Genomic DNA, 23,119 nt, shown 5'->3' on the forward strand with positions numbered 1-23,119 from the left:
GGGTATTTAAATGATGAAGAAAGCGCATTTCTCTATCACTCAAATACCCATGCGGCGGCGCGGTCAGTCGAGAGCTTTGAAGTTGAGGCTCGCACCGTCTTTGATGCCCGAGAACCAGCGTGCCGTGACGGTTTTCGTCTTCGTGTAGAAGCGGAAAGCGTCGGGGCCGTATTGGTTGAGATCGCCAAAGGCCGATTTTTTCCAGCCGCCGAAGGTGTAGTAGCTCAGCGGGACCGGGATCGGGAAGTTGATGCCGACCATGCCGACATTGACGCGGCTCGCGAAGTCGCGGGCGGTGTCGCCATCGGCGGTGAAGATTGCCGTGCCATTGCCGTAGTCATTGTCGATGACGAGGTTGAGGGCGTCCTCATAGGTCACGGCGCGGACGGTCGAGAGGACCGGGCCGAAGATCTCTTCTTTGTAGATGTCCATCTCGGGGGTGACATTGTCAAAGAGCGAGGGGCCGACGAAGAAGCCGTTTTCATAGCCCTGGATCTTCAGGTCGCGACCATCGACGACGAGTTTCGCGCCTTGCTCGACGCCTTTGTTGACCAGCCCGTCGATGCGGGATTTGGCCGCGGCGGTGATGACCGGGCCGAAGTCCACATCATCGCCTGCGGTATAGGGGCCGACCTTGAGTTTCTCGATGCGCGGGATCAGGCGCTCGATCAGGGCATCGGCGGTTTTTTGGCCCACGGGGACCGCGACCGAGATCGCCATGCAGCGCTCGCCTGCCGCGCCGAAGCCTGCGCCGACCAGCGCATCCGCCGCCTTGTCGAGATCGGCATCGGGCATGATTAGCATGTGGTTTTTCGCGCCGCCGAAGCATTGCGCGCGTTTGCCGTTGGTCGCCGCGCGGCCATAGATATATTGCGCGATCGGGGTCGAGCCGACGAAGCCCACCGCCTGAATGGTCGGGTGGTCGAGGATGGCGTCGACGGCCTCTTTATCACCGTTCACGACCTGCAGGACGCCATCGGGCAGGCCCGCTTCCTGTGCGAGTTTCGCCAGCAGGAGCGAGGTCGAGGGCACGCGCTCGGAGGGTTTCAGGATCATCGCATTGCCCGCCGAGATCGCCGGGCCCATTTTCCACAGCGGGATCATCGCGGGGAAGTTGAAGGGGGTGATGCCTGCGACGACGCCAAGCGGTTGGCGCATCGAGTAAAGATCAATCCCCGGGCCGGCGCTGTCGGTATATTCGCCTTTGAGAAGGGCGGGCGCGCCCATGCAGACCTCGATCACCTCGAGCCCGCGCTGCACATCGCCGCGCGCATCGGGCAGGGTCTTGCCGTGCTCGCGGCTGACGGCTTCGGCCAGCGCATCCATATTGTCATTGATGAGCTGGCCGAATTTCATCATCACGCGTGCGCGGCGCTGGGGGTTGGTTGCGCCCCAGACGGCCTGGGCTTTCTCGGCGCTGCGGATCGCCGCATCGAGCTCGGCCGGGGTCGCCAGCGGCACGCGGGCGATGACCTCGCCGGTCGCCGGGTTCATGACATCGCTGAAGCGGCCCGAAGTCCCTTTGACTTCCTTGCCATCGATCCAGTGATAAAGCTCTTGCATCTTGTCCTCCCGGTGAATGCGGCTGTGATCTTGCGCCATCATATCCTTGCAGCATTGCTGGAAAAAGCCGAAGGATGGCAAAAGCGTTTTGCGTTTTTGCAAAGGTAAGCGGCGATGGATTGGGATGACATGCGCATTTTTCTGGCCGTTGCCCGGGGCGAAACCCTCTCGGCGGCTGGGCGCAGATTGGGGGTCGATGCCTCGACGGTCGGGCGGCGGATTGCGCGGCTGGAGCAGGCCTTGGGCGCGAATCTTTTCCTGAAGGCGCCGCAGGGCTATGAGTTGGCACCTGAAGGGCTGCGGCTTTTGCCCCATGCCGAAGCCGCCGAGATTGCGCTGACGGGCGCGGCCGAGGCCTTGCGCGGGCAGGATGAGCTGACTGGCCAATTCCGCATCGGCGCGCCGGATGGCTGCGCGAATTACCTGTTGCCGCAGGTCTGCGCGAAGATTTCCGAGGACCATCCCGGGCTCGAGATCCAGATCGTTGCCCAGCCGCGGCTCTTCAACCTGACCCGGCGCGAAGCGGATCTGGCGGTTGGGGTTTCTCCGCCCCAGACCGGGCGGTTGACGGTGCAGAAGCTGACCGATTACCGCCTGCATCTCGCGGGCAGCCGCGACTATCTGGCGGCGCATCCGCCGATCCGGGGCCGGGCGGATCTGAAGTCCCATCGCATGATCGGCTATATTCCCGACATGATCTTCGACCCCGAGCTTGATTATCTGGCCGAGACTGGGGTCGAGCGGGTCGCGCTTTCGTCGAATGCGGTCTCGGTCCAGTTGCAGGCGATCCGGGCGGGGGCCGGGCTGGGGATCGTCCATGATTTCGCGATCCCCTTTGCACCGGGGGTTGAGCGCGTGCTGACCGATGAGATCTCGCTCACCCGCAGCTTCTGGCTGATCCGCCATGCCGATGACCGCCATTCGGCGCGCATGACCCGGCTCGCCGAAGCCTTGGCCAGCGGGTTGCGCGCCGAAGTGGCACGGCTTGAGGCAAAGGTTTCGCCCTAAGTCCCAGAGGTTGAAGAGCAGACTTGACGGAAGGCGGTCTTACGAGGACGCTTAAGCCATAGCCTTGCGACTAACTTTGTTGATTTAGCCACGAAGGAGGATTCAGAATGCTCGTCAATCAAATCCTGTCGATGAAAGCGACCGCCGAAATCATAACGATTCGCCCGGATGCGACGGTGGCCGAGGCCGCCAAGCTGCTTTCAGACCGCCGCATTGGCGCCGTTGTGGTAAGCGAAGATGGCACGACCGCACATGGCATTCTGTCCGAGCGCGATATCGTGCGCGCGCTTGGCCGCAATGGGCCTGCGGCGCTTGATGGCTCGATCGGCGATCTGATGACCCGCAAGCTCGAGACCTGCGTGATCTCGGAAAATGCGCTGACCGTGCTGGAGCGGATGACCGAAGGTCGCTTCCGCCATATGCCTGTGGTCGATGGCGAGGGCCGGATGATCGGCTTCATCTCGATCGGCGACGCGGTCTCGGCCCGGCTCAAAGAGCTGCATGCCGAGAAGGAAGCGCTGACCGGCATGATCATGGGCGTCTGAGCTCCGAGTGGGCCAGCGACGGAGACCGGGGCAGGGCCTCATGCGGGGCCTTGCATCTGGAGCGGGAATATTGTTCCAAGTTGCTGAACCGGGGCAAAGGAAATTCACATGCGGATCGGCCTCTATCCAGGCACTTTCGACCCGATTACGCTCGGGCATGTCGATATCATCCAGCGGGCCATGGCTTTGGTCGACCGGCTGGTCATCGGTGTGGCGATCAATCGCGACAAGAAACCGCTGTTCGATCTCGAACGGCGCGTTGCCATGGTCGAGCAGGAATGCGCCGCGATCACCGCGCGCACCGGCGGCGAGATTCTGGTCCATCCTTTCGAGAATCTGCTGATTGATTGCGCCCGCGATGTTGGGGCAACCGTGATCGTGCGCGGGCTGCGCGCCGTGGCGGATTTCGAATATGAGTTCCAGATGGTCAGCATGAATCGCGCGCTCGATTCGAGCATCGAGACCGTGTTTCTGATGGCCGATGCCCGGCGTCAGGCGATTGCCTCGAAGCTTGTGAAGGAAATCGCGCGGATGGGCGGCGATGTCTCGAAATTCGTGACGCCCGCGGTGAATGGCGCGCTGCAAGAGGCCTTCGGGCGCAGCTAAGAACGCGCGCCTGCCTCATTTCCTCTCCCACGCCGCCCTGAAGTTGCTAGAGTTTCAGGGCGCGAGACAAGGAGAGAGATGCAGCAGATAGATTCCCACCAGCAAACGCGGCAGGGCCCGGACCCGATACCGGACCACGCAATTCTCGGCTTTGATGCCATCCCCGGCGCTTTGCGCGACGGGTGGCGCGACTTTCGCCGTGCGCCGGGCTTCGGGCTCTTTTTCGCCTCTTTCTATGTCCTCGGCGGTTTGGTGCTGGTGGCGGTCGCCGCCGCGACCGGGCGCGAATGGCTGCTGATGCCCTTCATCGTCGGCTTTCCGCTGATCGCCCCCTTTGCCGCGGTCGGGCTTTACGAGGTCAGTCGCCGGATCGAGCTGGGCGAGGTGCTCGACTGGCGCGCGATCCTGCGCACGGTCGTGGCACAGAAGGACCGGCAAGTGCCGTCGATGGCGATGGTGATCCTGCTGCTCTTCATGTTCTGGGTCTTCGTCGCCCATACGATTTTCGCGCTCTTCATGGGCGTTTCGGCGCTGACCAATATCACCAGCTCGCCCGAAGTTCTGTTCGGCACGCAGGGGCTGGCCATGCTTGCGGTCGGCACCTGTGTCGGCGCGGGCTTTGCGGGCGTGCTCTTCGCCATCACCGTGGTCGGCCTGCCGTTGATTCTTGACCGCGAGGTCGATCTCATCTCGGCGATCATCGCAAGCTTTCAGGCCGTCGCGGCAAATCTTGGTGTGATGCTGCTCTGGGGGCTGGTGATCACGGGCTTGCTGTTTCTCGCGATCCTGCCGCTGTTTCTCGGGCTTTTCATCGTGCTGCCGGTGTTGGGCCACGCAAGCTGGCACATGTATCGCCGCCTTCTGCCCGATGAGGACGAGACCTGATCGGGGCAGGCTGCGGTATCGCCACAGGCGGTCCTGACGAGCGGGCACGAAAAAGGCGGCCATTGGCCGCCTTGGTCGTCTCGGATCTTGGTCCGGACTTATTCGGAATCCGACGCACGCGGCGGCGCCAGTTTCGGGGTCAGACCGTTCTGGAGCGGATCCTCCTGACGCTGAACCGAGCCCTCGAAGTGGGCACCAGACTCTATAGCGATGGTCTTGTGAACGATGTCACCCTCGACGCGGGCGGTGGCGGTCAGGCGAACTTTCAGGCCACGCACGCGGCCAACCACACGACCGTTCACGACGATTTCGTCAGCGACGATTTCACCTTTGATGGTCGCGGTCTCGCCGACGATCAGCTGATGAGCGCGGATATCGCCCTCGACCGTTCCTTCGATCTGCACATCACCTGCGGTCTTGATATTGCCGGTCACAGTGAGGTCAGCAGAGAGAACCGAGGGCGTCCCGCGATGGCGCGGCGCGGCAGGAGCGGGGGTCTCGTGGTTCGTGTCGAAGCTGCGCGGGGTCTCGGTCGCTTCGGGCGCGGTTTGTTGACGGGGGCCAGGCTCAGTGACACGGGTCTTAGAAAACATTTTGGGCTGCCTTGATGAAACTCATGGGATCCACGGATTGACCATTCACGCGGACTTCATAGTGAAGATGCGAGCCGGTCGATCTACCGGTATTGCCCATATCACCGATCTGGGCCCCGCGCGACACCTTTTGGCCGACTTTCACCCGAATCTTGGAGAGATGACCATAACGTGTTTCTGTTCCGAGCTCGTGCTCGATCTTGATGAGATTGCCGTAACCCTGCATCCAGCCTGCATAAACCACGGTGCCATCTGCGGTTGAAAACACCGAGGTTCCGACCGGTCCGGCCATGTCGATGCCCTCATGGCGACGGCCCCAGCGCGAGCCGTAAGGCGAGGTATAACGGAAGGCCGAGCGCAGCGGCATCGCCAGCGGCAGCTTGTCGACCGCGATCCGGTAGGTGTTCACCTTGTCCAGCGAGACGAGGATTTCCTTCACCCGCGGATCGTCTTGCGTGATCGCAGCATCGCCGCGGGTCGAATAGCCAGCGGGCTCGAGCGGGCCGCCGGTGCCCGAATAGCCGGCGCGGACGGTGCGCAGCAGCTTGTCGGGATCAAGGCCAAGGCGGCGGAACATTTTGTCCATCGGATCGGTCGAAAGAGAGACCGCATCCTCGATCTGCGCAAACAGCGCGTCATTGCGGGCGACGATCCGGTCGCGGTCAAGCGCGATTTCCTGCGCCTCACGACGGGCATCGGTGGCCTCGGTCTCGGCGCGGAGCCTTGCGCCCGCAGCCTCTTTCAGCTCACCCGAAACGATATCCAGCGCGACCGAAAGTTCAGACATGCGATCCGCGCCGATCGGGGCCGGGCTGCCGTCTTCGGCCGGTTGGCCTTTGACGCTGTGCAGCGCCAGCGTCGTGTCATGCAGCTTGTTCTGGACCGCGCTCAACCCGGCTTCCAGCTCGCGACGCTGGTTTTCCGAGGTCAAAAGCTGCGACTGCATGGCCGAGACCTGATCCAGCGCCACCGAAAAGCGGCCTTGAGCGGCGGCAGCTTCGGCAGCGCGGGTGTCGCGCTCGGCCGACAAAGCGGCCAGACGGATCTCGAAGGCTTGTTGGGCGCGCGCGGTGGTGTCGCGTGACGAGCCTTCGCTCACCGTGCCGATGATCAGAAGCGAGCTTGCGATGATTGACCAGCCAAAGACCAGTGCAGCACCACCAAGCGCCGTCAGTTGCGTCAGCGGGCGCAGACGGATGTAGCGCGCGCTCTTCTCCGATTTCAGGAAAAGGCGCTGCTCCGGCAGCCAGCGTTCCAGCGTCGCATTCAAGCGGTTGGTGATGCCCAATGTCACTGTCCAGTTTCTGTGAGTGCGTCCCAGCCGCGCAATGACTGACCGCAGATGGAGCGGGTAAATCGGATGTGTGCCTTGGATGCAACAACGACGACAGAAACCATGTCGCTATTTGGCGGTTTGCTGCCAAATCCGACAGAAACCGGCAGATTTTCGCCGAGATACAGTGCGCCCTCTGCCGGTGTTTCGGACTCGTGGTTTGAACGGTCGGGCGGCTCACAGTTTCGTCAGAAAATCTGTGCTTTTCCGGCACCTGCACATGACCATTATGTCGCGGTCGGGGCATTTTCCCCGAGCAATCCCGGGGCAGATCGCCCAAGGGCGCGCCTTGAGCGTCTGCGACTTTCGGCGGTCAGCCGAAGGCGTAGGGCAAGGGGCCCGAGCGGTCCTCGGGGATGCTGATCGGGCGGTCGACCGGCGGCACCGAGCGCTGATGGCAATTCGGGCGCGGGCAGATTCGGCAGGAAATGCCGATGGGTTCGAAGAGGTCCGCGCTCGAAAGGTCGAGCCCATCGGCATAGACCATATCGCGGGCATGGCTGATCTCGCAGCCCAGACAGATCGCGAAGCGCCGCATCGGCGCGCCGAACGACCCGCCCGGTTTCGAGACATCGCGCGACAGGCACAGGTAGCGCTTGCCGTCGGGCGTCTCGGCCAGTTGCCGCAGGAAACGCGTCGGCGTCTCGAAGGCCTGATGCACGGTCCAAAGCGGGCAGGCCCCGCCAAAGCGCGCGAATTGCAGCCGGGTCGCGGAGTGGCGCTTGGTGATCGTGCCCGCCTGATCGACGCGGACGAAGAAGAAGGGCACGCCCTTGTTGCCCGCGCGCTGCATGGTCGAGAGCCGATGCGCGACCTGTTCGAGCGAAGCGTTGAAGAGATGTGACAGCCGCTCGAGATCATGGCGCTCTGTCTGGGCGGTGGCGAGAAAGCGCGAATAGGGCATCATCGCCGCGCCTGCGAAGTAATTCGCGAGCCCCAGCCGCGCGATGTCGCGCGCGCTGTCGCTGCGAAAACGGGCAAGCTCCAACGTCGCCTCGATCAGCGGGCGGCGGGTTTCCAGCGCGATCAGATGGAGCAGCTGGAACGCCAAAGTCTCGCGGCTGGCGGCGGCATTGACGGTGATGCGATTGCCCTCGCGCAGAAAGACCGCGCTGCTGCCAAGCTCGGCCCGGCTGACGGTCATGCCGCGCTCTTCCAGCGTGCGGATGGCGCGGTCGAGCGGCGCCATCTCGGGATTGGTCATCGCGTAATGCTCGGCCGCGTGATCGACTGCGTCGATGTAATTGTCGCAATAATGGAAGAAATCGCGCACCTCTTCCCAAGGCGAGAGGCTTGCGTTCTGCATTCCCGAACCCAAAGCCTCATCCAGCGCGGCCAGCCGTTCCTGCCCGTCGCGATGGGCGCGGTAAAGCTGCAAAAAGGCGCGGGCGAAGGCCGGGGCATTGGTCGCGGCAAGGCGCAGGTCGATCATGCCGGGCGGCGCGTCAAAGACCGGATCGGCCAAAGCCTCGGCCAGATCGACCACCATACGGTCGGCATCCCCCACCGCCATCGCACCCAGATCCAGCGAGAACTCGGCCGCGAGTTTCAGCAAAACCCCCGCCGAAACCGGGCGATGGTTGTTTTCCATCTGCGAGAGATAGGGCAGCGACACGCCCAGCCGGTCGGCAAAGGCGCGCTGAGTCAGCCTTGCGCGCTGGCGGGTTTCACGAAGAGCTGCGCCGGCATAGATCTTTTGCGTGGCCATGAGGGTGTCCGTCTTTGCAAACTTTCGGATAGGCTTTGCAAAGCGGACCCGCAAGGGGCGATCTCAGCCCCAGTCGTGAAAGACGAACCAAGCGCCAAGGCAGATCAGCGCAAAGCCCACACCATGCTGCCAGGTGAGCTTTTCGCCGAGATAGGCCCAGGAAAACACCGCGAAAACCGAGAGGCTGATGACCTCCTGAATGGTCTTCAGCTGAGCCGCGCTGAAATGGCCGTAGCCGATGCGATTGGCCGGCACCTGCAACACATATTCGAAAAAGGCGATGCCCCAGCTGACCGCGATGACAATCGCGAGCGGCGCCGCCTTGTGCTTGAGATGCCCATACCAGGCGAAGGTCATGAAGATATTCGAGGCGAGCAAAAGCCCGATTGTGACGACAGGAACCGGCAGGTTCATCATTGTTCCCAGTTGGTGCGGTGCTTTTCGAGGTTGCCGAACCGGGTGAAGCGGCCTTCAAAGCTCAGCTCGACCGTGCCGATCGGGCCGTGACGCTGCTTGCCCAGAATGACCTCGGCCTTGCCATGGCACGCTTCCATAACCTGCTGCCAGGTCACCATCTTGTCGAGCTCGTGGTCACCCGGCTTTTCACGCTCGCGGTAATATTCCTCGCGATAGACGAACATCACGATATCGGCGTCCTGCTCGATCGAGCCGGATTCGCGCAGGTCCGAGAGCTGTGGGCGTTTGTCTTCGCGGTTCTCGACCTGACGCGAGAGCTGCGACAGCGCGATCACCGGAATATCCAGCTCTTTGGCGATGGCCTTGAGCCCTTGGGTGATTTCCGAGACCTCGTTCACACGGCTGTCCTTGGCGGTCGCGGCGCGCAGCAGCTGAAGGTAGTCCACGATCAGCACGTCGAGCCCCATCGTGCGCTTCAACTTGCGGGCGCGGGCGGCCAGTTGGTTGATCGGCAAAGCCGGGGTGTCGTCGATATAAAGCGGGCAGTTTTGCAGATCATGCGCGGCTTGCACGAAGCGGCGGAACTCGTCCTCGGTCATATCGCCGGTCCGGATGTTCGACGAGGGCACCTCGGCGGCCTCGGACAGGATCCGCGCGGCAAGCTGTTCGGCCGACATCTCGAGGCTGAAAAAGCCGACGACGCCGCCCAGAACCGTGCCATGCGAGCCGTCGGGCATCTCGCCCATGCGATGCGCTTTGGCGACGTTGAAGGCGATGTTCGTCGCCAGCGAGGTTTTCCCCATCGAGGGACGCCCGGCCAGAATGATGAGGTCCGAGCGGTTCAGACCGCCCATCTTGCCGTCGAGATCAACCAGCCCGGTCGAGACCCCCGAAAGCCCGCCGCCCCGGCTATAGGCGGCATTGGCGGCATTAAGCGCGCCTGTGACCGCCGAGAGGAAGCTCTGAAAGCCGCGCTCGGCCACGCCCTGTTCGCCGAGCTTGTAAAGCGTCTGTTCGGCGGCCTTGATCTGCTCTTCGGCATTGTCGCTGATCGTCACTTGCGAGGCGCGGGCAGAAATATCCTGCCCGAGCGCGATCAGTTCGCGGCGCATGGCGAATTCGCGGATCATCTGCGCGTAATCGCGCGCGGCATGGGACGAAATCGCCGCTGCCGCCAGACGCGCGAGATAGGCCGGGCCGCCAAGGTCTTTCAGGCCCTGGTCGTTTTCCATGAAGGCCTTGATCGTCACCGGGCTCGCCAGCGCGTTCTTGGTGATGCGCTCGGCGCAGATTTCATAGATGCGACGATGGACGGGATCGTAGAAATGCGGCGGGCTGATGATCCGGGTGACGTGGTCAAAGACCTCGTTATTGGTCAAAAGCGCGCCGAGAAGCTGCTGTTCGGCCTCGATCGAGAAGGGGACGGCCTGTTCTGCGGCGGCGCTGGCGATCTCTGCCGGTTGCCGGATTTCCAATGCGCGCAGCTCGCTCATGCCCATGCCCTCATATCAGTGGACCCCGCTTATCTCACAAAGCGGGGCCCGGTTCTATCCTGCTCATCGCGCTTTCGCGCTTTGCAGATCAGGGATGCGCGGCTTGCCACCCACGCGGATCGTTGAGGAAGGCCTCGACCTCATCCAGCGTCGCCGCGTCGAATTTGCCCTGCGCGCGAGCCTCGGCCAGCACATCCCACCAGGTGCAAAGATAGTGCAATTGCACGCCATGTTCGGCCAGACGCGCGGGCGTGTCCTTGAAGATGTCGTAGTAGAAGATCACCGCCGTATGCCCGCAGTTCGCGCCGGTTTCGCGAATGGCATCGACGAAAGACAGCTTCGAGCCGCCGTCGGTGGTCAGATCCTCGACCAGAAGCACCTCTTGGCCCTCGGTCATCACGCCTTCGATGCGGGCGTTGCGGCCGTAGCCTTTGGGCTTCTTGCGGACATAGGTCATCGGCAGCGCGAGCCGCTCGGCGACCAGAGCGGCAAAGGGAATGCCCGCCGTCTCGCCGCCCGCGACGTTTTCGAAGAACTCAAAACCCGCGTCGCGCAGGACGGTGCCCGCCATGAAGTCCATCAGCGTCGCGCGGATGCGCGGGAAGGACAAAAGCTTGCGGCAGTCGATATAGGTCGGGCCCTTCAGGCCAGAGGCATAGGTGAAGGGCTCGGCGGCGTTGAAATGAACCGCGCCGATTTCCAGAAACATGCGGGCGGTCAGGCGCGCGATTTCCTCGCGCGAGGGGAAGGGCAGGGTCATTTCACGTCCTCGACATGCCAGTAAAGCGGGAAGCCGGGGTCGAAAACGGTGACGGTCTCGTCGCCGGCGGTGATTTTTGCGGGATATGCGGCGGGCGTGTCGCGTTTCACGAGACGCAGGCTGTCCTCATTGGGCGCGAGCCCGTAATGCGCGGCGCCATGAAGCGAGGCAAAGCCCTCAAGCCGGTCGAGCGCGCCGTCTTCCTCGAAGACATGGGCGAGGATCGACATGGTGTTCGGCGCGGTAAAGCAACCGGCACAGCCGCAGGCGCTTTCCTTGGCTGTATCCGGGTGCGGCGCCGAATCAGTGCCGAGGAAAAAGCGCGGATCGCCCGAAGTCGCGGCCTCGCGCAAGGCGATGCGGTGGCTTTCGCGCTTGGCGACGGGCAGGCAATAGTAATGCGGGCGTATGCCGCCGACGAGGATATGGTTGCGGTTGATGACCAGATGATGGGTGGTGATCGAGGCCGCGATATTGTCATTGGCGCGCACATAATCGGCGCCGTCCTTGGTCGTGATATGCTCCATCGTGACCTTGAGGCCGGGATGGGCGCGACGGACCGGGTCGAGCACGCGGTCGATAAACACCGCCTCGCGATCAAAGATATCGACGGCGGGATCGGTCACCTCGCCATGCACACAGAGCGGCACGCCTGCCTCGGCCATCGCATCAAGCACGCCGCGCACCTTGTCGAAATCCCGCACGCCGCTGGCCGAATTGGTGGTCGCGCCAGCCGGATAAAGTTTCACGGCGGTGATGATGCCTGCGCGATAGGCCGCGACCAGATCGGCGGCATCGGTGGCCTCGGTCAAGTAAAGCGTCATCAGTGGACGTAACGTCACGTCGCCCGGCAGCGCGGCGGTGATCCTGTCGCGATAGGCGACCGCCTCGGCACCGGTCACAACCGGAGGCACAAGGTTCGGCATGATGATGGCGCGACCGAAATGCGAGGAATATCCGCAGACTGCTTCCAGCATCGCGCCGTCGCGCAGATGCAGATGCCAGTCGTCGGGGCGGCGGATGGTCAATGTCTGGGTCATGGTTTGGCCTTATAGGGGCTGGCGGCGCGGGGGTGAAGTGCCCCTTGCTAGCCGAAAGTGGAGCTTGGCAAAACGCCCCATCGGGCCCAAGTTCTCAAATTGCGACAGGAATAAGGAAGTCCCGAGATGAAAACCGATATGTTCGGCCCAGCCGCCATCTTCGCGCCCTTCGCGCTTTGGCAACAGATGGCCGAGATCGCTTGGGAATCCCAGACGGTCATTGCCATGCGCACGGCGGGCCTGCTCGGTCTGGTCAAGCAAGACGCGGGTGAGCCGCAGCGGATGGTCATGGAAAAGGCCGATGCGGCGGGCGAGGCGATGACCGCCGCCTTGCGCGCGGCCTCGCGCGGGGCACGGGCCGATCAGGTGATGAAGGCCGCCTTGCGCCCCTATCGCCGTCGCACCAAGGCCAATGCCAAGCGCCTGACCGGGCATCTTTAAGCCGGACCTGTCTTCTGGCGTGATCCAGACTGGCGGATCGCCCAACCCCGGATCGCCCAACAAAAAACGCGCCCCTTCGGGCGCGTTTTTGTTTTTTGGATCAGGCGCAAAGGCTCAGATCAGCTTGCCCATGGCAACAGCGGTATCCGACATGCGGTTCGAGAAACCCCATTCGTTGTCATACCAGGTCAGGATGCGGCAGAAGGTGCCCTCCATGACTTTGGTCTGGTCAAGCGCGAAGATCGAGCTGTGCGGATCGTGGTTGAAGTCGATCGAGACATTCGGCTGGTCGGTGTAGCCCAGCACGCCCTTGAGCTTGCCGTTCGAGGCTTCGATGATCGCCTGGTTGATCTCTTCGACAGTGGTGTCGCGCGCGGCTTCGAAGGTCAGGTCGACGACCGAGACGTTCGGGGTCGGCACGCGGACCGAGACGCCATCGAGACGGCCCTTGAGTTCCGGCAGCACCAGACCCACGGCTTTTGCCGCACCGGTCGAGGTCGGGATCATCGACAGAGCCGCGGCGCGGGCGCGGTAGAGATCCTTGTGCATCGTGTCCAGCGTCGGCTGGTCGCCGGTGTAGCTGTGGATCGTGGTCATGAAGCCTTTCTTGATCCCGATCTTTTCGTTCAGCACATAGGCGACCGGGGCAAGGCAGTTGGTGGTGCAGCTCGCATTCGAGACGACGAGCTGGTCGGCTTTCAGCGTATTGTCGTTCACGCCGAAGACGATGGTGTTGTCCGCGCCGGTCGAGGGCGCCGAGACCAGAACCCGCTTCGAGCCATTTTCGAGGTGGATTTTCGCCTTGTCGCGGTCGGTGAAGATGCCGGTGCATTCCAGCGCGACATCGACATTGCCCCAGGGCAGTTCGGCCGGGTTGCGCACGGCGGTCACTTCGATCGGGCCGGTGCCCACGTCGATCGTATTGCCCGAGACCTTCACCTCATGCGGGAAACGGCCATGGACCGAATCGAAGCGCAGCAGATGGGCATTGGTCTCGACCGGGCCGAGATCGTTGATCGCCACCACCTGAATGTCGGTGCGCCCCGATTCGACGATTGCGCGCAGCACGTTCCGGCCGATCCGTCCGAAACCGTTGATTGCCACCTTGACTGTCATGGTTTTCCTCTCCCGCTGATTCAGGGTTTGGCTGCAAATAGCCCGCAAATCAAAGTGATTGCAAATGTTCCGCGCCGCTTTCGCCGCTCAAATCCCCGGGAGCGGCCATGTTAGCGACAGACTTTCGGCCCTAGCGCCAAAAGCTGAGAAATTCGATGAGATCGGAGAACTGGCGCCCGAGGAAAAGCGGCATGTGGCCGCCCAGAAAAACCGCATCGACCACGAAGAGCAGGACGATGAAAAGGGCCAGCGTGAAAGCGATCGCGTTTGTCATAGGGTTTCCTGCGCCCAAAGGCCGGGGCGCGCCATGAAAGCTTGGGATGCGCGGGGCCCGCGCCCCTTTGTGCTAGGCCAAGGGGCGCGGGCTCTGCAAGGGCTCTTCGCCGGGAAGGTCCGTGCGGGGCCAATCAGCTATCCTCATCGGTTTCACCGGCGATCAGGAAGAGATCGCCCGCGGCCTCCATGCGGCGGATGGTCGCGACAACGGTGTTCATCGCCTCTTCCGTGTCCTTGGTCGAGACCTTGCCCATCGCAGTGATATCTTCGCGCATGGTGTCGGCCAGCCGCGTGGACAGCGCCGCGAGGATGAATTCGACCGTCGGCTGATCCTTTTGCCCCGAACCCGCCATGGCCCGTGTGAGCGTGATCCCGTCGATCTCGCGGATGATGCGGGGAATGTCGCGCGGATCAATCCGAACCGGGATATTCGACCAGGTGAAGATCGCCTTGCGGACATGTTCGGCGAATTGGGCATCGTCATCATCAAGCCCGGCCAGAACCGCGTCGCGGGTCGAGGCCAGCGAGAAGTTGAGGATCGCGCCGACCTTTTCGACCGGCCCGCCTTCCAGCGCGGGCTGCGGCAGAAGATCTGCGGCATGAACCAGCGCAAGCCCGATACGACGCAATGCGGGCAGCTCGATCCCGCCGGTGAGCGACATCGCATAAGCGATCTGGCGCGCGAGTTCGGGCTCGAGCTGGCCAAAGACCTCGGCCGCGCGCGGCACCGGCAGTTTTTGAAACATCACCGCCGCGATCTCGCAGGCCTCGGTCCGCGCGAGCTCTGCCAGCATATTCGCGGGCAGGGTCGCGATGCGCTGCCAAGGATCGCTGGCGCCGGACAGCGCCGCCATGCGTCGGAGCCTGCTGGAGGTCGCCTCGGAGAGATGGCCGTCGAGAAGCGACAGCGCGCCGTCGATCGTGCCGGGGAAATGCAGCCCGACCGCTTCGATTTGGGTGCAAAATTCCTCAATGACGCTGTCGCGGGTGTCGCGGTCGATCAGATCCATCGAGGCGATTTCTTCGGCGAGCGCGGCCTGAGCCGAGGGCGGCAGCGCGGACAGGTCGAGATCGGCGCCTTCGGCCAGCAGATAGCGCACGACGACCGCAGCCTTCTGGCGCGAGGTCAGCACGCGCGAGACGAAGCCACCTTCGTCGAAACCGCCATCAAAGCCGCCGAAGCTGCCCGCGCCGAAGCCGCTGCCATCAATCATCAAAAAGCCCCCGATTCTTGCGTCTCGGGGGCAGATTGGCATCAAAAGGCTAAGGACGGGTTAGCCTGCGGTCAGAGCGCGCCGAAAACCCGGCGGAAAATCGTATCGACATGTTTGGTGTGGTAACCAAGATCGAACTTTTCCTCGATTTCCGCGGGCGAGAGCGCGGCGGTGACTTCTGCATCACCGAGAAGCTCGGTCTTGAAATCGGCGCCCTGTTCCCAGACCTTCATGGCGTTGCGCTGCACGAGACGGTAGGCGTCTTCGCGGCTGACACCGGCTTGGGTCAGAGCCAGAAGCACACGCTGCGACATGACCAAGCCCTTGAACTTGTTCATATTGCGCAGCATGTTTTCCGGATAGATCACCAGCTTTTCGATCACGCCAGCCAGACGGCTCAGCGCGAAATCGAGCGTGATCGTCGCATCGGGGGCAATGCCGCGCTCGACCGAGCTATGCGAGATGTCGCGCTCATGCCAAAGCGCCACGTTTTCCATCGCCGGGATCACGGTCATGCGCACCAGACGCGCAAGACCGGTGAGGTTTTCGGTCAGAACCGGGTTGCGCTTGTGCGGCATCGCCGACGAGCCCTTCTGGCCGGGCGAGAAAAACTCTTCGGCCTCAAGCACTTCGGTGCGCTGCATGTGGCGGATCTCGATCGCGATGTTTTCCATCGACGAGGCGATGACGCCAAGCGTGGCAAAGAACATCGCATGACGGTCGCGCGGAATGACCTGCGTCGAGATCGGCTCGGGTTTGAGGCCGAGCTGCAGGCAGACATGCTCTTCGACCGCCGGGTCGATATTGGCGAAGGTGCCGACCGCGCCCGAGATCGCGCCGGTGGCGATTTCTTCGCGGGCATGGACGAGGCGCTGACGGCCACGCTCCATTTCCGCATAGAAGCGGGCGAAGGTCAGGCCCATCGTGGTGGGCTCGGCATGGATGCCGTGCGAGCGGCCGATGCGGACGGTGTCCTTATGTTCAAAGGCGCGCTTTTTCAGCGCGGCCAGAACGCGGTCCATATCGGCGAGCAGGATGTCGGCGGCACGCACGAGCTGGACGTTCAGCGTGGTGTCGAGCACATCCGAGGAGGTCATGCCCTGATGGACGAAACGCGCCTCATCCGCGCCGATATGTTCGGCGAGATGGGTCAGGAAGGCGATGACGTCGTGCTTGGTCACGGCCTCGATCTCGTCGATGCGGGCCACGTCGAAGGCGACGTCTTTGGCTTTCCAGACGGCTTCGGCATTCGCTTTCGGAATGACACCCAGCGCAGCCTGGGCGTCGCAGGCATGGGCCTCGATCTCGTACCAGATTTTGAACTTGGTTTCGGGCGACCAGATGGCGGTCATTTCGGGGCGGGAGTAGCGCGGGATCATCGGAGCCTCCTGAGGTTCCGGGCGATTTAGCGCGGCTTGGCCCTTTGAGCAACCTTGGCAGGGGTATTTGGATGATGAAGAATGGGGGCAGGGAGACAAGAGGTTGGAATATGGGCGTGATTTTGCAAAAGAGGTTGGCCTTCGCACCATGGGAGGATGCGCGGACGCGGCGGCTGCCGGGGGTGATTCCCGTCGCGCCCGAGGATTGGCTGGTCGAAGATGACGCTTTTGCCGAGAAAATGGCGCTGCGGGCCGAGCTGATCGCGACCCAGGAGGCGGCGGTTCATCGCATGGCGCCGGATGCTTTGGCGGCGGCGCGTGAGCTTTATGGCCAGATCCTCGCGCTTCTGCCGGGGCGGGGTTATCAGCTCGGGCCTGATGGGGTGATCCGGCGGCCGGATGGGGTCGAGGTTTTGCCCGATCTCGAGCAGCCTTTGCTGACGCTTGGGCGGCTGGTGGTCGAGGATTTTTGTCTGATGCTGCCGGACGGGGAGAGCGGGCATGCGCTTCGCGGGGCGATCCTGTGCTTTCCGGCGGGCTGGACTCTGGCCGAGAAATTCGGGCGGGCGATGCTCGGGATTCACCAGCCGGTCGCGAAATATGACGAGGCTCTGGCGCCACGCGTGCAGCGGCTGATGGACGGGATGCGGACCGGGATCGGGCTGTTGCGCGGGACCGCGCATCATTCGAATGCGCCGTTGCACAATCCGCGCAGTGAGGCTCAGGGGCATTCCGTCTCGGGCGATTTGCCCTTCATCCGGGTCGAGCGGCAATGTCTCTTCCGGCTGCCCGAGACCGGCGCGGTGGTGTTCTCGATCCATACCACGCTGATCCGCGAGGCTGATCTGTCAGAGGTGCAGAAAGCGACCTTGGCGGAGTTCCCGATCCGCGATGCCGCCTGAGCGCTAGCCCGTGACCGCTTGAACCAGAAGCACGACGTTGAGGCCAAGGACCAAGGCGGCGGCGGCGCCTGCGAGGAGGAGCGTGGCGCCGCGGATGCGGAAGGTGCCCATGATCTTGGGGCGGGAGATGAAATAGATCAGCGCCATCATCGGCACCGGCAGCGCGATCGAGAGCACGACCTGCGACAGGATCAGCGCCGTGGTGGCGTTGATCCCCAAGGCCACGACGATGAAGGCCGGGACCATGGTGACGAGACGGCGCATCCAGATCGGGATCGAGCGGCGCAGGAAGCCCTGCATGATCATCTGGCCCGCCATCGTGCCGACGACCGAGCTTGAGATCCCGGACGCGATCAGCGAGCTGAGAAACATCGCTGCGGCAAAGCCGCCGAGGATCGGGGTCAGGGTGCGATAGGCGGTCTCGATCTCGGCGATGCCCGCGTGGTCGGGGTGGAAAGCCGAGGCCGACATCATCACCATGGCCATATTGACGAGACCGGCGACGGCGAGCGCAATGATGACCTCGCCATTCGAGAAGCGGATGATCCGCGCGGTTTCCCCGGCATTGCGCGCGGTGATCCGCGATTGCGTCAGGCCCGAATGGAGGAAGATCGCATGGGGCATGACCGTGGCCCCGATGATGCCGACGGCGATGGTCAGCGCATAGGCATCGGGCAGCGAGGGCGTCACGCTGGCGCGCAGCGCGGCGGACCAGTCGACCGGGGCGATCAGCATCTCGGCGAGATAGCTGAGCGCGATGATCCCGACGAGGCCGCCAATCAGCAGCTCCATCGCGCGAAAGCCACGCCGTTCGAGCAGCAAAAGCGCATAGGTGACGATCGCGGTGATGGTCATGCCCGCAAGCAGCGGCAGGCCGAAGAGCAGCGAGAGGCCAAGCGCGCCGCCCAGAAACTCCGCCAGATCGGTTGCCATGACGGCAAGCTCGCTCACCATCCACATCGCGGCGACGAGGGGACGGGGCAGGTGATCGCGGCAAAGCTCTGCGAGGTTCTTGCCCGTCACGATCCCGAGCCGGGCCGAGAGCGACTGAAAGAGCATCGCGACCAGATTGGCCAGCACCACCACCCAGAGCAGCGTATAGCCGTAGCGCGCGCCCGCCTCGATATTCGTCGCGTAATTGCCGGGATCGACATAGGCGACTGAGGCGACCACGGCGGGGCCCGCAAGCATCAACCGTTGTCGCCAGCCGATACCTTCCGTGCCGAGGGGGAGCGAAAGCGAAGAGCGGGCGCGGTTGGACAGACTGAGCATGACGGGGTGCCGCAAGACGGAGGGCGAAAAGCCGGGCGAAAACTTAGCCGGTGATCCAGAAGTTAGCCTTGGCTAAGACAATTGCAACCCCTCGTCTTGGGCTTCATCATATGGGCACGGAAAAAGAAGGGCGGACCGGGGGAAGCGATGGCTTTCCGGGCGCGGGGCCGCCTCTAGCGGCGAGGGCTACGTGTGACAGAAGAAGCGGAAACGCCGCAATCGGATCGGTTCGACCGGGCCCGTGAGGTTCGCTCGAAGGCGCGCGTCGAGGATTATGTCGAGATGATCGGCGATCTGATCGAGGAATTCGGCGAGGCGCGCACGGCGGATCTGGCGGCGCGGATGGGGGTGGCGCAGCCGACGGTGACCAAGGCGGTCGCGCGGCTTCGGCGCGATGGTTATGTCACCTCGCGGCCCTATCGCGGCGTCTTTCTGACCGAGACGGGCGCGGCCTTGGCCGAACGCGTGCGCAAGCGGCACCGGATCGTGGTCGCGTTGCTGATCTCGCTTGGCGTGCCCGAGCTGATTGCCGAACTCGACGCCGAGGGGATCGAGCACCATGTCTCGGATGAGACGCTCGCGGCCTTCGAGCAGCATCTCGATAGCTGCAAGTCGCGGGGCTAGATCGGCCCGAGACCATCGCGCGAAACGGAAAAGGCCGCCCGAAGGGGCGGCCTTTCTGTTTCATCGCTGCCGGATCAGCAGCTGTAATACATCGCATATTCGATCGGGTGCGGCGTATGCTCATAGGCATAGACCTCTTCCCATTTCAGCTTGATGTAGCTGTTGAGCTGATCGCGGGTGAAGACATCGCCGGCGAGCAGATAGTCCATGTCCTTCTCAAGCTCTTCCAGCGCCTCGCGCAGGCTGCCGCAAACGGTCGGGATCTCGGCCAGTTCTTCCGGCGGCAGATCGTAGAGGTCCTTGTCCGAGGCCGGGCCTGGGTCGATCTTGTTCTTGATCCCGTCCAGACCGGCCATCAGCAGGGCGGCGAAGGCGAGATAGGGGTTCGCTGCCGGATCGGGGAAGCGGGCCTCGACGCGTTTGGCTTTCGGCGATTCCGTCCACGGAATCCGAACCGCACCCGAGCGGTTGCGTGCCGAATAGGCGCGCAGAACCGGAGCCTCGAAGCCCGGGATCAGGCGCTTGTAGCTGTTGGTCGAGGGGTTCGTCAGCGCATTGAGCGATTTGGCATGTTTCAGGATGCCGCCGATGAACCACAGGGCCTCTTGGCTAAGATCGGCATATTTATCGCCTGCGAACAGCGGCTTGCCGCCCTTCCAGATCGACATGTTCACATGCATCCCCGAGCCGTTGTCGCCCTTCATCGGCTTCGGCATGAAGGTCGCCGATTTGCCATAGGCGGCGGCAACGTTGTGGATGACATATTTGTATTTCTGGATGTTGTCGGCCTGCTCGACCAGACCACCGAAGATCATGCCAAGCTCGTGCTGAGCGGTGGCGACCTCGTGGTGGTGTTTGTCGACCTTGATGCCCATGCGCTTCATGGTCGAGAGCATCTCGCCGCGAATGTCCTGCGCCGCATCGATCGGGTTCACCGGGAAATAGCCGCCCTTATGGGGCGCGCGGTGACCTTGGTTGCCCGATTCGTAGACCGTGTCGGTGTTCCAGGCGGCGTCATGGCTATCGAGCTCGAAGCTCACCTTCTGGGGCGAGACCGAATAGCGCACGTCGTCGAAGAGGAAGAATTCCGCCTCGGGGCCGAAATAGGTCGTGTCGCCGATGCCGGTCGATTTCAGATAGGCCTCGGCCTTCTTGGCGATCGAGCGCGGGTCGCGCGAATAGGCCTCGCCGGTGTCGGGCTCGGCGACGTCGCAATGGATGCAGAGCGTCTTTTCAGCATAGAAGGGGTCGATATAGACCGAGGTCGGATCGGGCATCAGCTTCATGTCGGACTGATCGATCGACTTCCAGCCTGCGATCGACGAGCCGTCGAACATGAAGCCTTCTTCGAAGAAATCTTCGTCGACGAGGTCCGAGACCAGCGTCACATGCTGCAATTTGCCTTTCGGATCGGTGAAACGGACGTCGACATAAGCGATGTCCTCTTCCTTGATCTGATCCAGAACGTCTTTGACACTCATGGTCGTCCTTCCTTGGGTAGTCCGCCGGGGCGCGCCGCGGGCGGTGTCATCTGGTTGTCGCGTGAGCGAATGGGATCAAAGGGCGTCGTCGCCGGTTTCGCCGGTGCGGATGCGGATGGCCTGTTCGACCGGCGAGATGAAGATCTTGCCGTCGCCGATCTTTTCGGTGCGCGCGGCGCTGATGATCGCATCGACCGCGGGCTCGACCAGATCGTCGGGCAGAACCATTTCGATCTTCACCTTGGGCAGAAAGTCGACGACATATTCCGCCCCCCGGTAAAGCTCGGTATGGCCCTTCTGGCGACCGAAGCCTTTGACTTCGGTGACCGAAAGCCCTTGCACGCCGACTTCCTGAAGGGCCTCTTTCACGTCGTCCAGTTTGAACGGCTTGATGATCGCCTCGACTTTCTTCATCGCCTGATCCTTCGTCACGACTTGCCTGAACCCTGATTGGACGCTTTGACTGGGCCCGTCCATCCGAATGCAGCCGCAGCCGGGGTGGAAAACCGGAATCGCGGGCGGTTGCCCTGAAATTGGGCGGAGTGATGAAATAATGGGCAAAGATCTGTTCGCGAGCCGCGAATTGCTGACCAGCGCGCAGATGCGGGCGCTGGAAAATCACGCGATGGCAACGGGGCTCGCGACCGGGCTTGCGCTGATGGAGCGCGCCGGAGCCGCCGTCGCCCAAGAGATTCGCCTGCGCTGGCCGGTGCCGGGCCGGGTCGTGGTTTTGTGCGGACCGGGAAACAACGGCGGCGACGGCTATGTCGTGGCACGGCTGCTTGATGAGGCGGGCTGGCAGGTGCGGGTCTTGGGGCTAGAGACCGCGCCGGGCCCGGATGCCGCCGAGATGAAGCGGCGCTGGCGCGAGCGGGGCGGCATCGAGGCGTTGACCGTGGAAGGCCTTCGCCGGGAGGAGGCGGATCTCACTGTCGACGCGATCTTCGGAACCGGTCTGACTCGGCCGCCTGAGGGCGAGATTGCCGCGCTCCTGCGCGATCTCGGGAATGCGGCGCGGGACGGGCACGCGGTCTCGCAACCGCTGGTCGCGGTCGATGCGCCGAGCGGGCTTTGCCTCGACAGCGGGGCGGTGCTCGGCGCGCGGCGCGGCGCGGATGCAGGCGCACCCCATGCCCGACTGACCGTGACCTTTGACAGCCCGCGCCGTGGCCATGTGCTGGAGCTCGGGCCCGCGCTTTGCGGCGAGCTGGTGATCGCCGATATCGGGCTTGCGCGGCAGGGGCGGGTGGCGCCGTTCGGGGCGATCGCGCCGCCGATCGCGCTGATGAGCGGACCGAGGTTTGCCGCGGAACAGGCGTTCGAATCGCATTTCGGCCATGATGAGCTTTGCCGGAATCTGCTCACCAAATCCGCGACGGGACATAAATTCAGCCACGGCCACGCGCTGATCCTCGCTGGCGGCTTGGGGCAGGGCGGGGCCGCGCGGCTTTCGGCCAAGGCGGCTTTGCGGGTGGGCGCGGGTCTGGTGACGCTTGCGCCCCCGACCGAGGCGCTGGGCGAACATGCGTTGCCGCCCGATGCGCTGATGCGGCGCGCGGTCGATGGCCCCGAGGATCTGCTGCACCGGCTTGAGGACAAGCGCATCACGGCGGCCCTGCTTGGCCCCGGCTCCGGCATCGAGCGGGCGGCGGCGCTACTGTCGGCTTTGCTCGAGACCGGGCGGCCCACCGTCCTCGACGCCGATGCGCTCACGGCTTTGTCGCGACGCGCCGAGCCGCTGGCAGGGCTGCATCCGGGCTGCGTGCTGACCCCGCATCTGGGCGAGTTCGCCCGGCTTTTCCCCGATCTTGCCGAGAAACTGCGCGGGCCGGTGCTGCCCGCATCGCCGCCGCCGGAGGATATGGCCGCGGCCCTCGCGTGGCACGCGGCGTTAAAGGCCGATCAGGCCGCACTGGCCGCGATGCGCGGGCCGCTTTATTCGAAGCTCGACGCGGTTTGCGAGGCTGCGGCGCGGGCGGGCTGCACGGTTCTGCTCAAGGGCGCGGATACGGTGATCGCAGGGCCAGACGGCCCGCCCTTCGTTCAGGCCTCAAGCTATGACGCGGCAGCGCCCTGGCTTGCGACGGCCGGTTCGGGAGATGTTTTGGCCGGAATTATCCTCGGCGCGATGGCGCGCGGCAGCGGGCCCTATCGGGGCGCGCGCATCGGCGCGGCGCTTCACGCTGCCGCAGCGCGCAGCTTTGGTCCGGGCCTCATCGCCGATGACCTGCCCGACACGCTGCCAAAGGTCTTTCATACACTGGCCATATGACGATTTTCTGCTCGCACAGAGGGAAATGCTTTGCTAGAAGGGCGCGGATTTCCGTGGCGGGCCATCCGGCTTGCCCGGCTGAGTTTGCGGGTGTGGCGAAATTGGTAGACGCACCAGATTTAGGTTCTGGCGCCGCAAGGCGTGGGGGTTCAAGTCCCTCCACCCGCACCATGGTTGGATGAAGGATTACA

Annotated in this window: 23 protein-coding genes and 1 tRNA gene; 9 read left to right on the plus strand and 15 right to left on the minus strand. The window is 63.4% G+C overall.

Features of this window, described 5'->3' with window-relative positions; all coding sequences use genetic code 11:
• Positions 1-63 precede the first annotated feature (63 nt).
• Positions 64-1,563 (minus strand): CoA-acylating methylmalonate-semialdehyde dehydrogenase, encoded by a 1,500-nt coding sequence (locus tag JCM7686_RS03280; protein WP_041527553.1) that lies wholly within the window; start codon positions 1,561-1,563, stop codon positions 64-66.
• Positions 1,564-1,677: 114 nt separating this feature from the next.
• On the opposite strand from JCM7686_RS03280, the gene JCM7686_RS03285 reads away from it, so the two are divergent.
• The 4 genes from JCM7686_RS03285 (at position 1,678) to JCM7686_RS03300 (ending at position 4,607) form a co-directional block, all read left to right on the plus strand.
• A complete protein-coding gene (locus JCM7686_RS03285; RefSeq protein WP_020949446.1) occupies positions 1,678-2,571 on the plus strand; it encodes a LysR family transcriptional regulator in 894 nt (297 codons plus the stop codon).
• A gap of 107 nt (positions 2,572-2,678) precedes the next feature.
• Positions 2,679-3,116 (plus strand): CBS domain-containing protein, encoded by a 438-nt coding sequence (locus tag JCM7686_RS03290; RefSeq protein ID WP_020949447.1) that lies wholly within the window; start codon positions 2,679-2,681, stop codon positions 3,114-3,116.
• A gap of 108 nt (positions 3,117-3,224) precedes the next feature.
• A complete protein-coding gene (gene coaD / locus JCM7686_RS03295; RefSeq protein ID WP_020949448.1) occupies positions 3,225-3,722 on the plus strand; it encodes a pantetheine-phosphate adenylyltransferase in 498 nt (165 codons plus the stop codon).
• Positions 3,723-3,800: 78 nt separating this feature from the next.
• Positions 3,801-4,607, plus strand: coding sequence for a DUF2189 domain-containing protein (locus JCM7686_RS03300; RefSeq protein WP_020949449.1), 807 nt, complete (start codon positions 3,801-3,803; stop codon positions 4,605-4,607).
• 98 nt (positions 4,608-4,705) lie between these two features.
• Here JCM7686_RS03300 and JCM7686_RS03305 read toward each other — a convergent pair whose 3' ends face one another.
• From JCM7686_RS03305 to pyrC, 7 genes are all read right to left on the minus strand, one after another.
• A complete protein-coding gene (locus JCM7686_RS03305; protein WP_020949450.1) occupies positions 4,706-5,200 on the minus strand; it encodes a bactofilin family protein in 495 nt (164 codons plus the stop codon).
• A complete protein-coding gene (locus tag JCM7686_RS03310; protein ID WP_051201508.1) occupies positions 5,190-6,488 on the minus strand; it encodes a DUF5930 domain-containing protein in 1,299 nt (432 codons plus the stop codon). The genes JCM7686_RS03305 and JCM7686_RS03310 overlap by 11 nt, the downstream gene beginning before the upstream one ends.
• A 358-nt stretch (positions 6,489-6,846) precedes the next feature.
• Complete coding sequence (locus tag JCM7686_RS03315; RefSeq protein ID WP_020949452.1) at positions 6,847-8,241, minus strand: helix-turn-helix domain-containing protein; 1,395 nt, start codon at positions 8,239-8,241, stop codon at positions 6,847-6,849.
• A 63-nt stretch (positions 8,242-8,304) separates the two neighbouring features.
• A complete protein-coding gene (locus JCM7686_RS03320; protein ID WP_084621021.1) occupies positions 8,305-8,658 on the minus strand; it encodes a DMT family protein in 354 nt (117 codons plus the stop codon).
• Positions 8,655-10,151, minus strand: a complete 1,497-nt coding sequence (locus JCM7686_RS03325) for a replicative DNA helicase (protein ID WP_020949454.1) — start codon at positions 10,149-10,151, stop codon at positions 8,655-8,657. The genes JCM7686_RS03320 and JCM7686_RS03325 overlap by 4 nt, the downstream gene beginning before the upstream one ends.
• 88 nt (positions 10,152-10,239) lie before the next feature.
• Entirely contained in the window at positions 10,240-10,911 is a 672-nt protein-coding gene (locus JCM7686_RS03330; RefSeq protein WP_020949455.1) for an orotate phosphoribosyltransferase, read from the minus strand.
• Entirely contained in the window at positions 10,908-11,951 is a 1,044-nt protein-coding gene (gene pyrC, locus JCM7686_RS03335; RefSeq protein ID WP_020949456.1) for a dihydroorotase, read from the minus strand. Before pyrC ends, JCM7686_RS03330 begins: the two co-directional genes overlap by 4 nt.
• A gap of 126 nt (positions 11,952-12,077) precedes the next feature.
• On the opposite strand from pyrC, the gene JCM7686_RS03340 reads away from it, so the two are divergent.
• A complete protein-coding gene (locus tag JCM7686_RS03340; protein WP_020949457.1) occupies positions 12,078-12,392 on the plus strand; it encodes a hypothetical protein in 315 nt (104 codons plus the stop codon).
• Between the two features lie 114 nt (positions 12,393-12,506).
• On the opposite strand, the gene gap is transcribed toward JCM7686_RS03340, so the two are convergent.
• The 4 genes from gap to purB form a co-directional block, all read right to left on the minus strand.
• Complete coding sequence (gene gap / locus JCM7686_RS03345; RefSeq protein ID WP_020949458.1) at positions 12,507-13,508, minus strand: type I glyceraldehyde-3-phosphate dehydrogenase; 1,002 nt, start codon at positions 13,506-13,508, stop codon at positions 12,507-12,509.
• Between the two features lie 130 nt (positions 13,509-13,638).
• Entirely contained in the window at positions 13,639-13,782 is a 144-nt protein-coding gene (locus JCM7686_RS24810) for a hypothetical protein (protein WP_041527091.1), read from the minus strand.
• A gap of 133 nt (positions 13,783-13,915) precedes the next feature.
• Positions 13,916-14,998, minus strand: a complete 1,083-nt coding sequence (locus tag JCM7686_RS03355) for a flagellar motor switch protein FliG (RefSeq protein ID WP_020949460.1) — start codon at positions 14,996-14,998, stop codon at positions 13,916-13,918.
• A gap of 71 nt (positions 14,999-15,069) precedes the next feature.
• Complete coding sequence (purB, locus tag JCM7686_RS03360; protein WP_020949461.1) at positions 15,070-16,377, minus strand: adenylosuccinate lyase; 1,308 nt, start codon at positions 16,375-16,377, stop codon at positions 15,070-15,072.
• A 110-nt stretch (positions 16,378-16,487) separates the two neighbouring features.
• Here purB and JCM7686_RS03365 point away from each other — a divergent pair, with 110 nt between their 5' ends.
• The gene (locus tag JCM7686_RS03365; RefSeq protein ID WP_020949462.1) at positions 16,488-17,279 is read left to right on the plus strand and encodes a heme-dependent oxidative N-demethylase family protein; all 792 of its coding nucleotides are present in this window, start codon (positions 16,488-16,490) and stop codon (positions 17,277-17,279) included.
• 3 nt (positions 17,280-17,282) lie between these two features.
• On the opposite strand, the gene JCM7686_RS03370 is transcribed toward JCM7686_RS03365, so the two are convergent.
• Complete coding sequence (locus JCM7686_RS03370; protein WP_020949463.1) at positions 17,283-18,551, minus strand: Nramp family divalent metal transporter; 1,269 nt, start codon at positions 18,549-18,551, stop codon at positions 17,283-17,285.
• A 192-nt stretch (positions 18,552-18,743) separates the two neighbouring features.
• Here JCM7686_RS03370 and mntR point away from each other — a divergent pair, with 192 nt between their 5' ends.
• On the plus strand, positions 18,744-19,175 hold the full coding sequence (gene mntR, locus JCM7686_RS03375) for a manganese-binding transcriptional regulator MntR (RefSeq protein WP_020949464.1): 432 nt from the start codon (positions 18,744-18,746) through the stop codon (positions 19,173-19,175).
• A gap of 74 nt (positions 19,176-19,249) precedes the next feature.
• Here the strand turns inward: mntR and glnA are convergent, their stop codons facing one another.
• Both glnA and JCM7686_RS03385 read right to left on the minus strand, forming a co-directional pair.
• Positions 19,250-20,656, minus strand: coding sequence for a type I glutamate--ammonia ligase (gene glnA, locus JCM7686_RS03380; protein ID WP_020949465.1), 1,407 nt, complete (start codon positions 20,654-20,656; stop codon positions 19,250-19,252).
• Between the two features lie 75 nt (positions 20,657-20,731).
• Positions 20,732-21,070 (minus strand): P-II family nitrogen regulator, encoded by a 339-nt coding sequence (locus JCM7686_RS03385; protein ID WP_020949466.1) that lies wholly within the window; start codon positions 21,068-21,070, stop codon positions 20,732-20,734.
• 139 nt (positions 21,071-21,209) lie between these two features.
• Here JCM7686_RS03385 and JCM7686_RS03390 point away from each other — a divergent pair, with 139 nt between their 5' ends.
• Complete coding sequence (locus tag JCM7686_RS03390; RefSeq protein ID WP_020949467.1) at positions 21,210-22,928, plus strand: NAD(P)H-hydrate epimerase; 1,719 nt, start codon at positions 21,210-21,212, stop codon at positions 22,926-22,928.
• An 86-nt stretch (positions 22,929-23,014) separates the two neighbouring features.
• Positions 23,015-23,099, plus strand: a tRNA-Leu gene (locus JCM7686_RS03395).
• Positions 23,100-23,119 lie beyond the last annotated feature (20 nt).

Origin of the sequence: Paracoccus aminophilus JCM 7686 (assembly GCF_000444995.1) — a bacterium.
Classification (GTDB): domain Bacteria; phylum Pseudomonadota; class Alphaproteobacteria; order Rhodobacterales; family Rhodobacteraceae; genus Paracoccus; species Paracoccus aminophilus.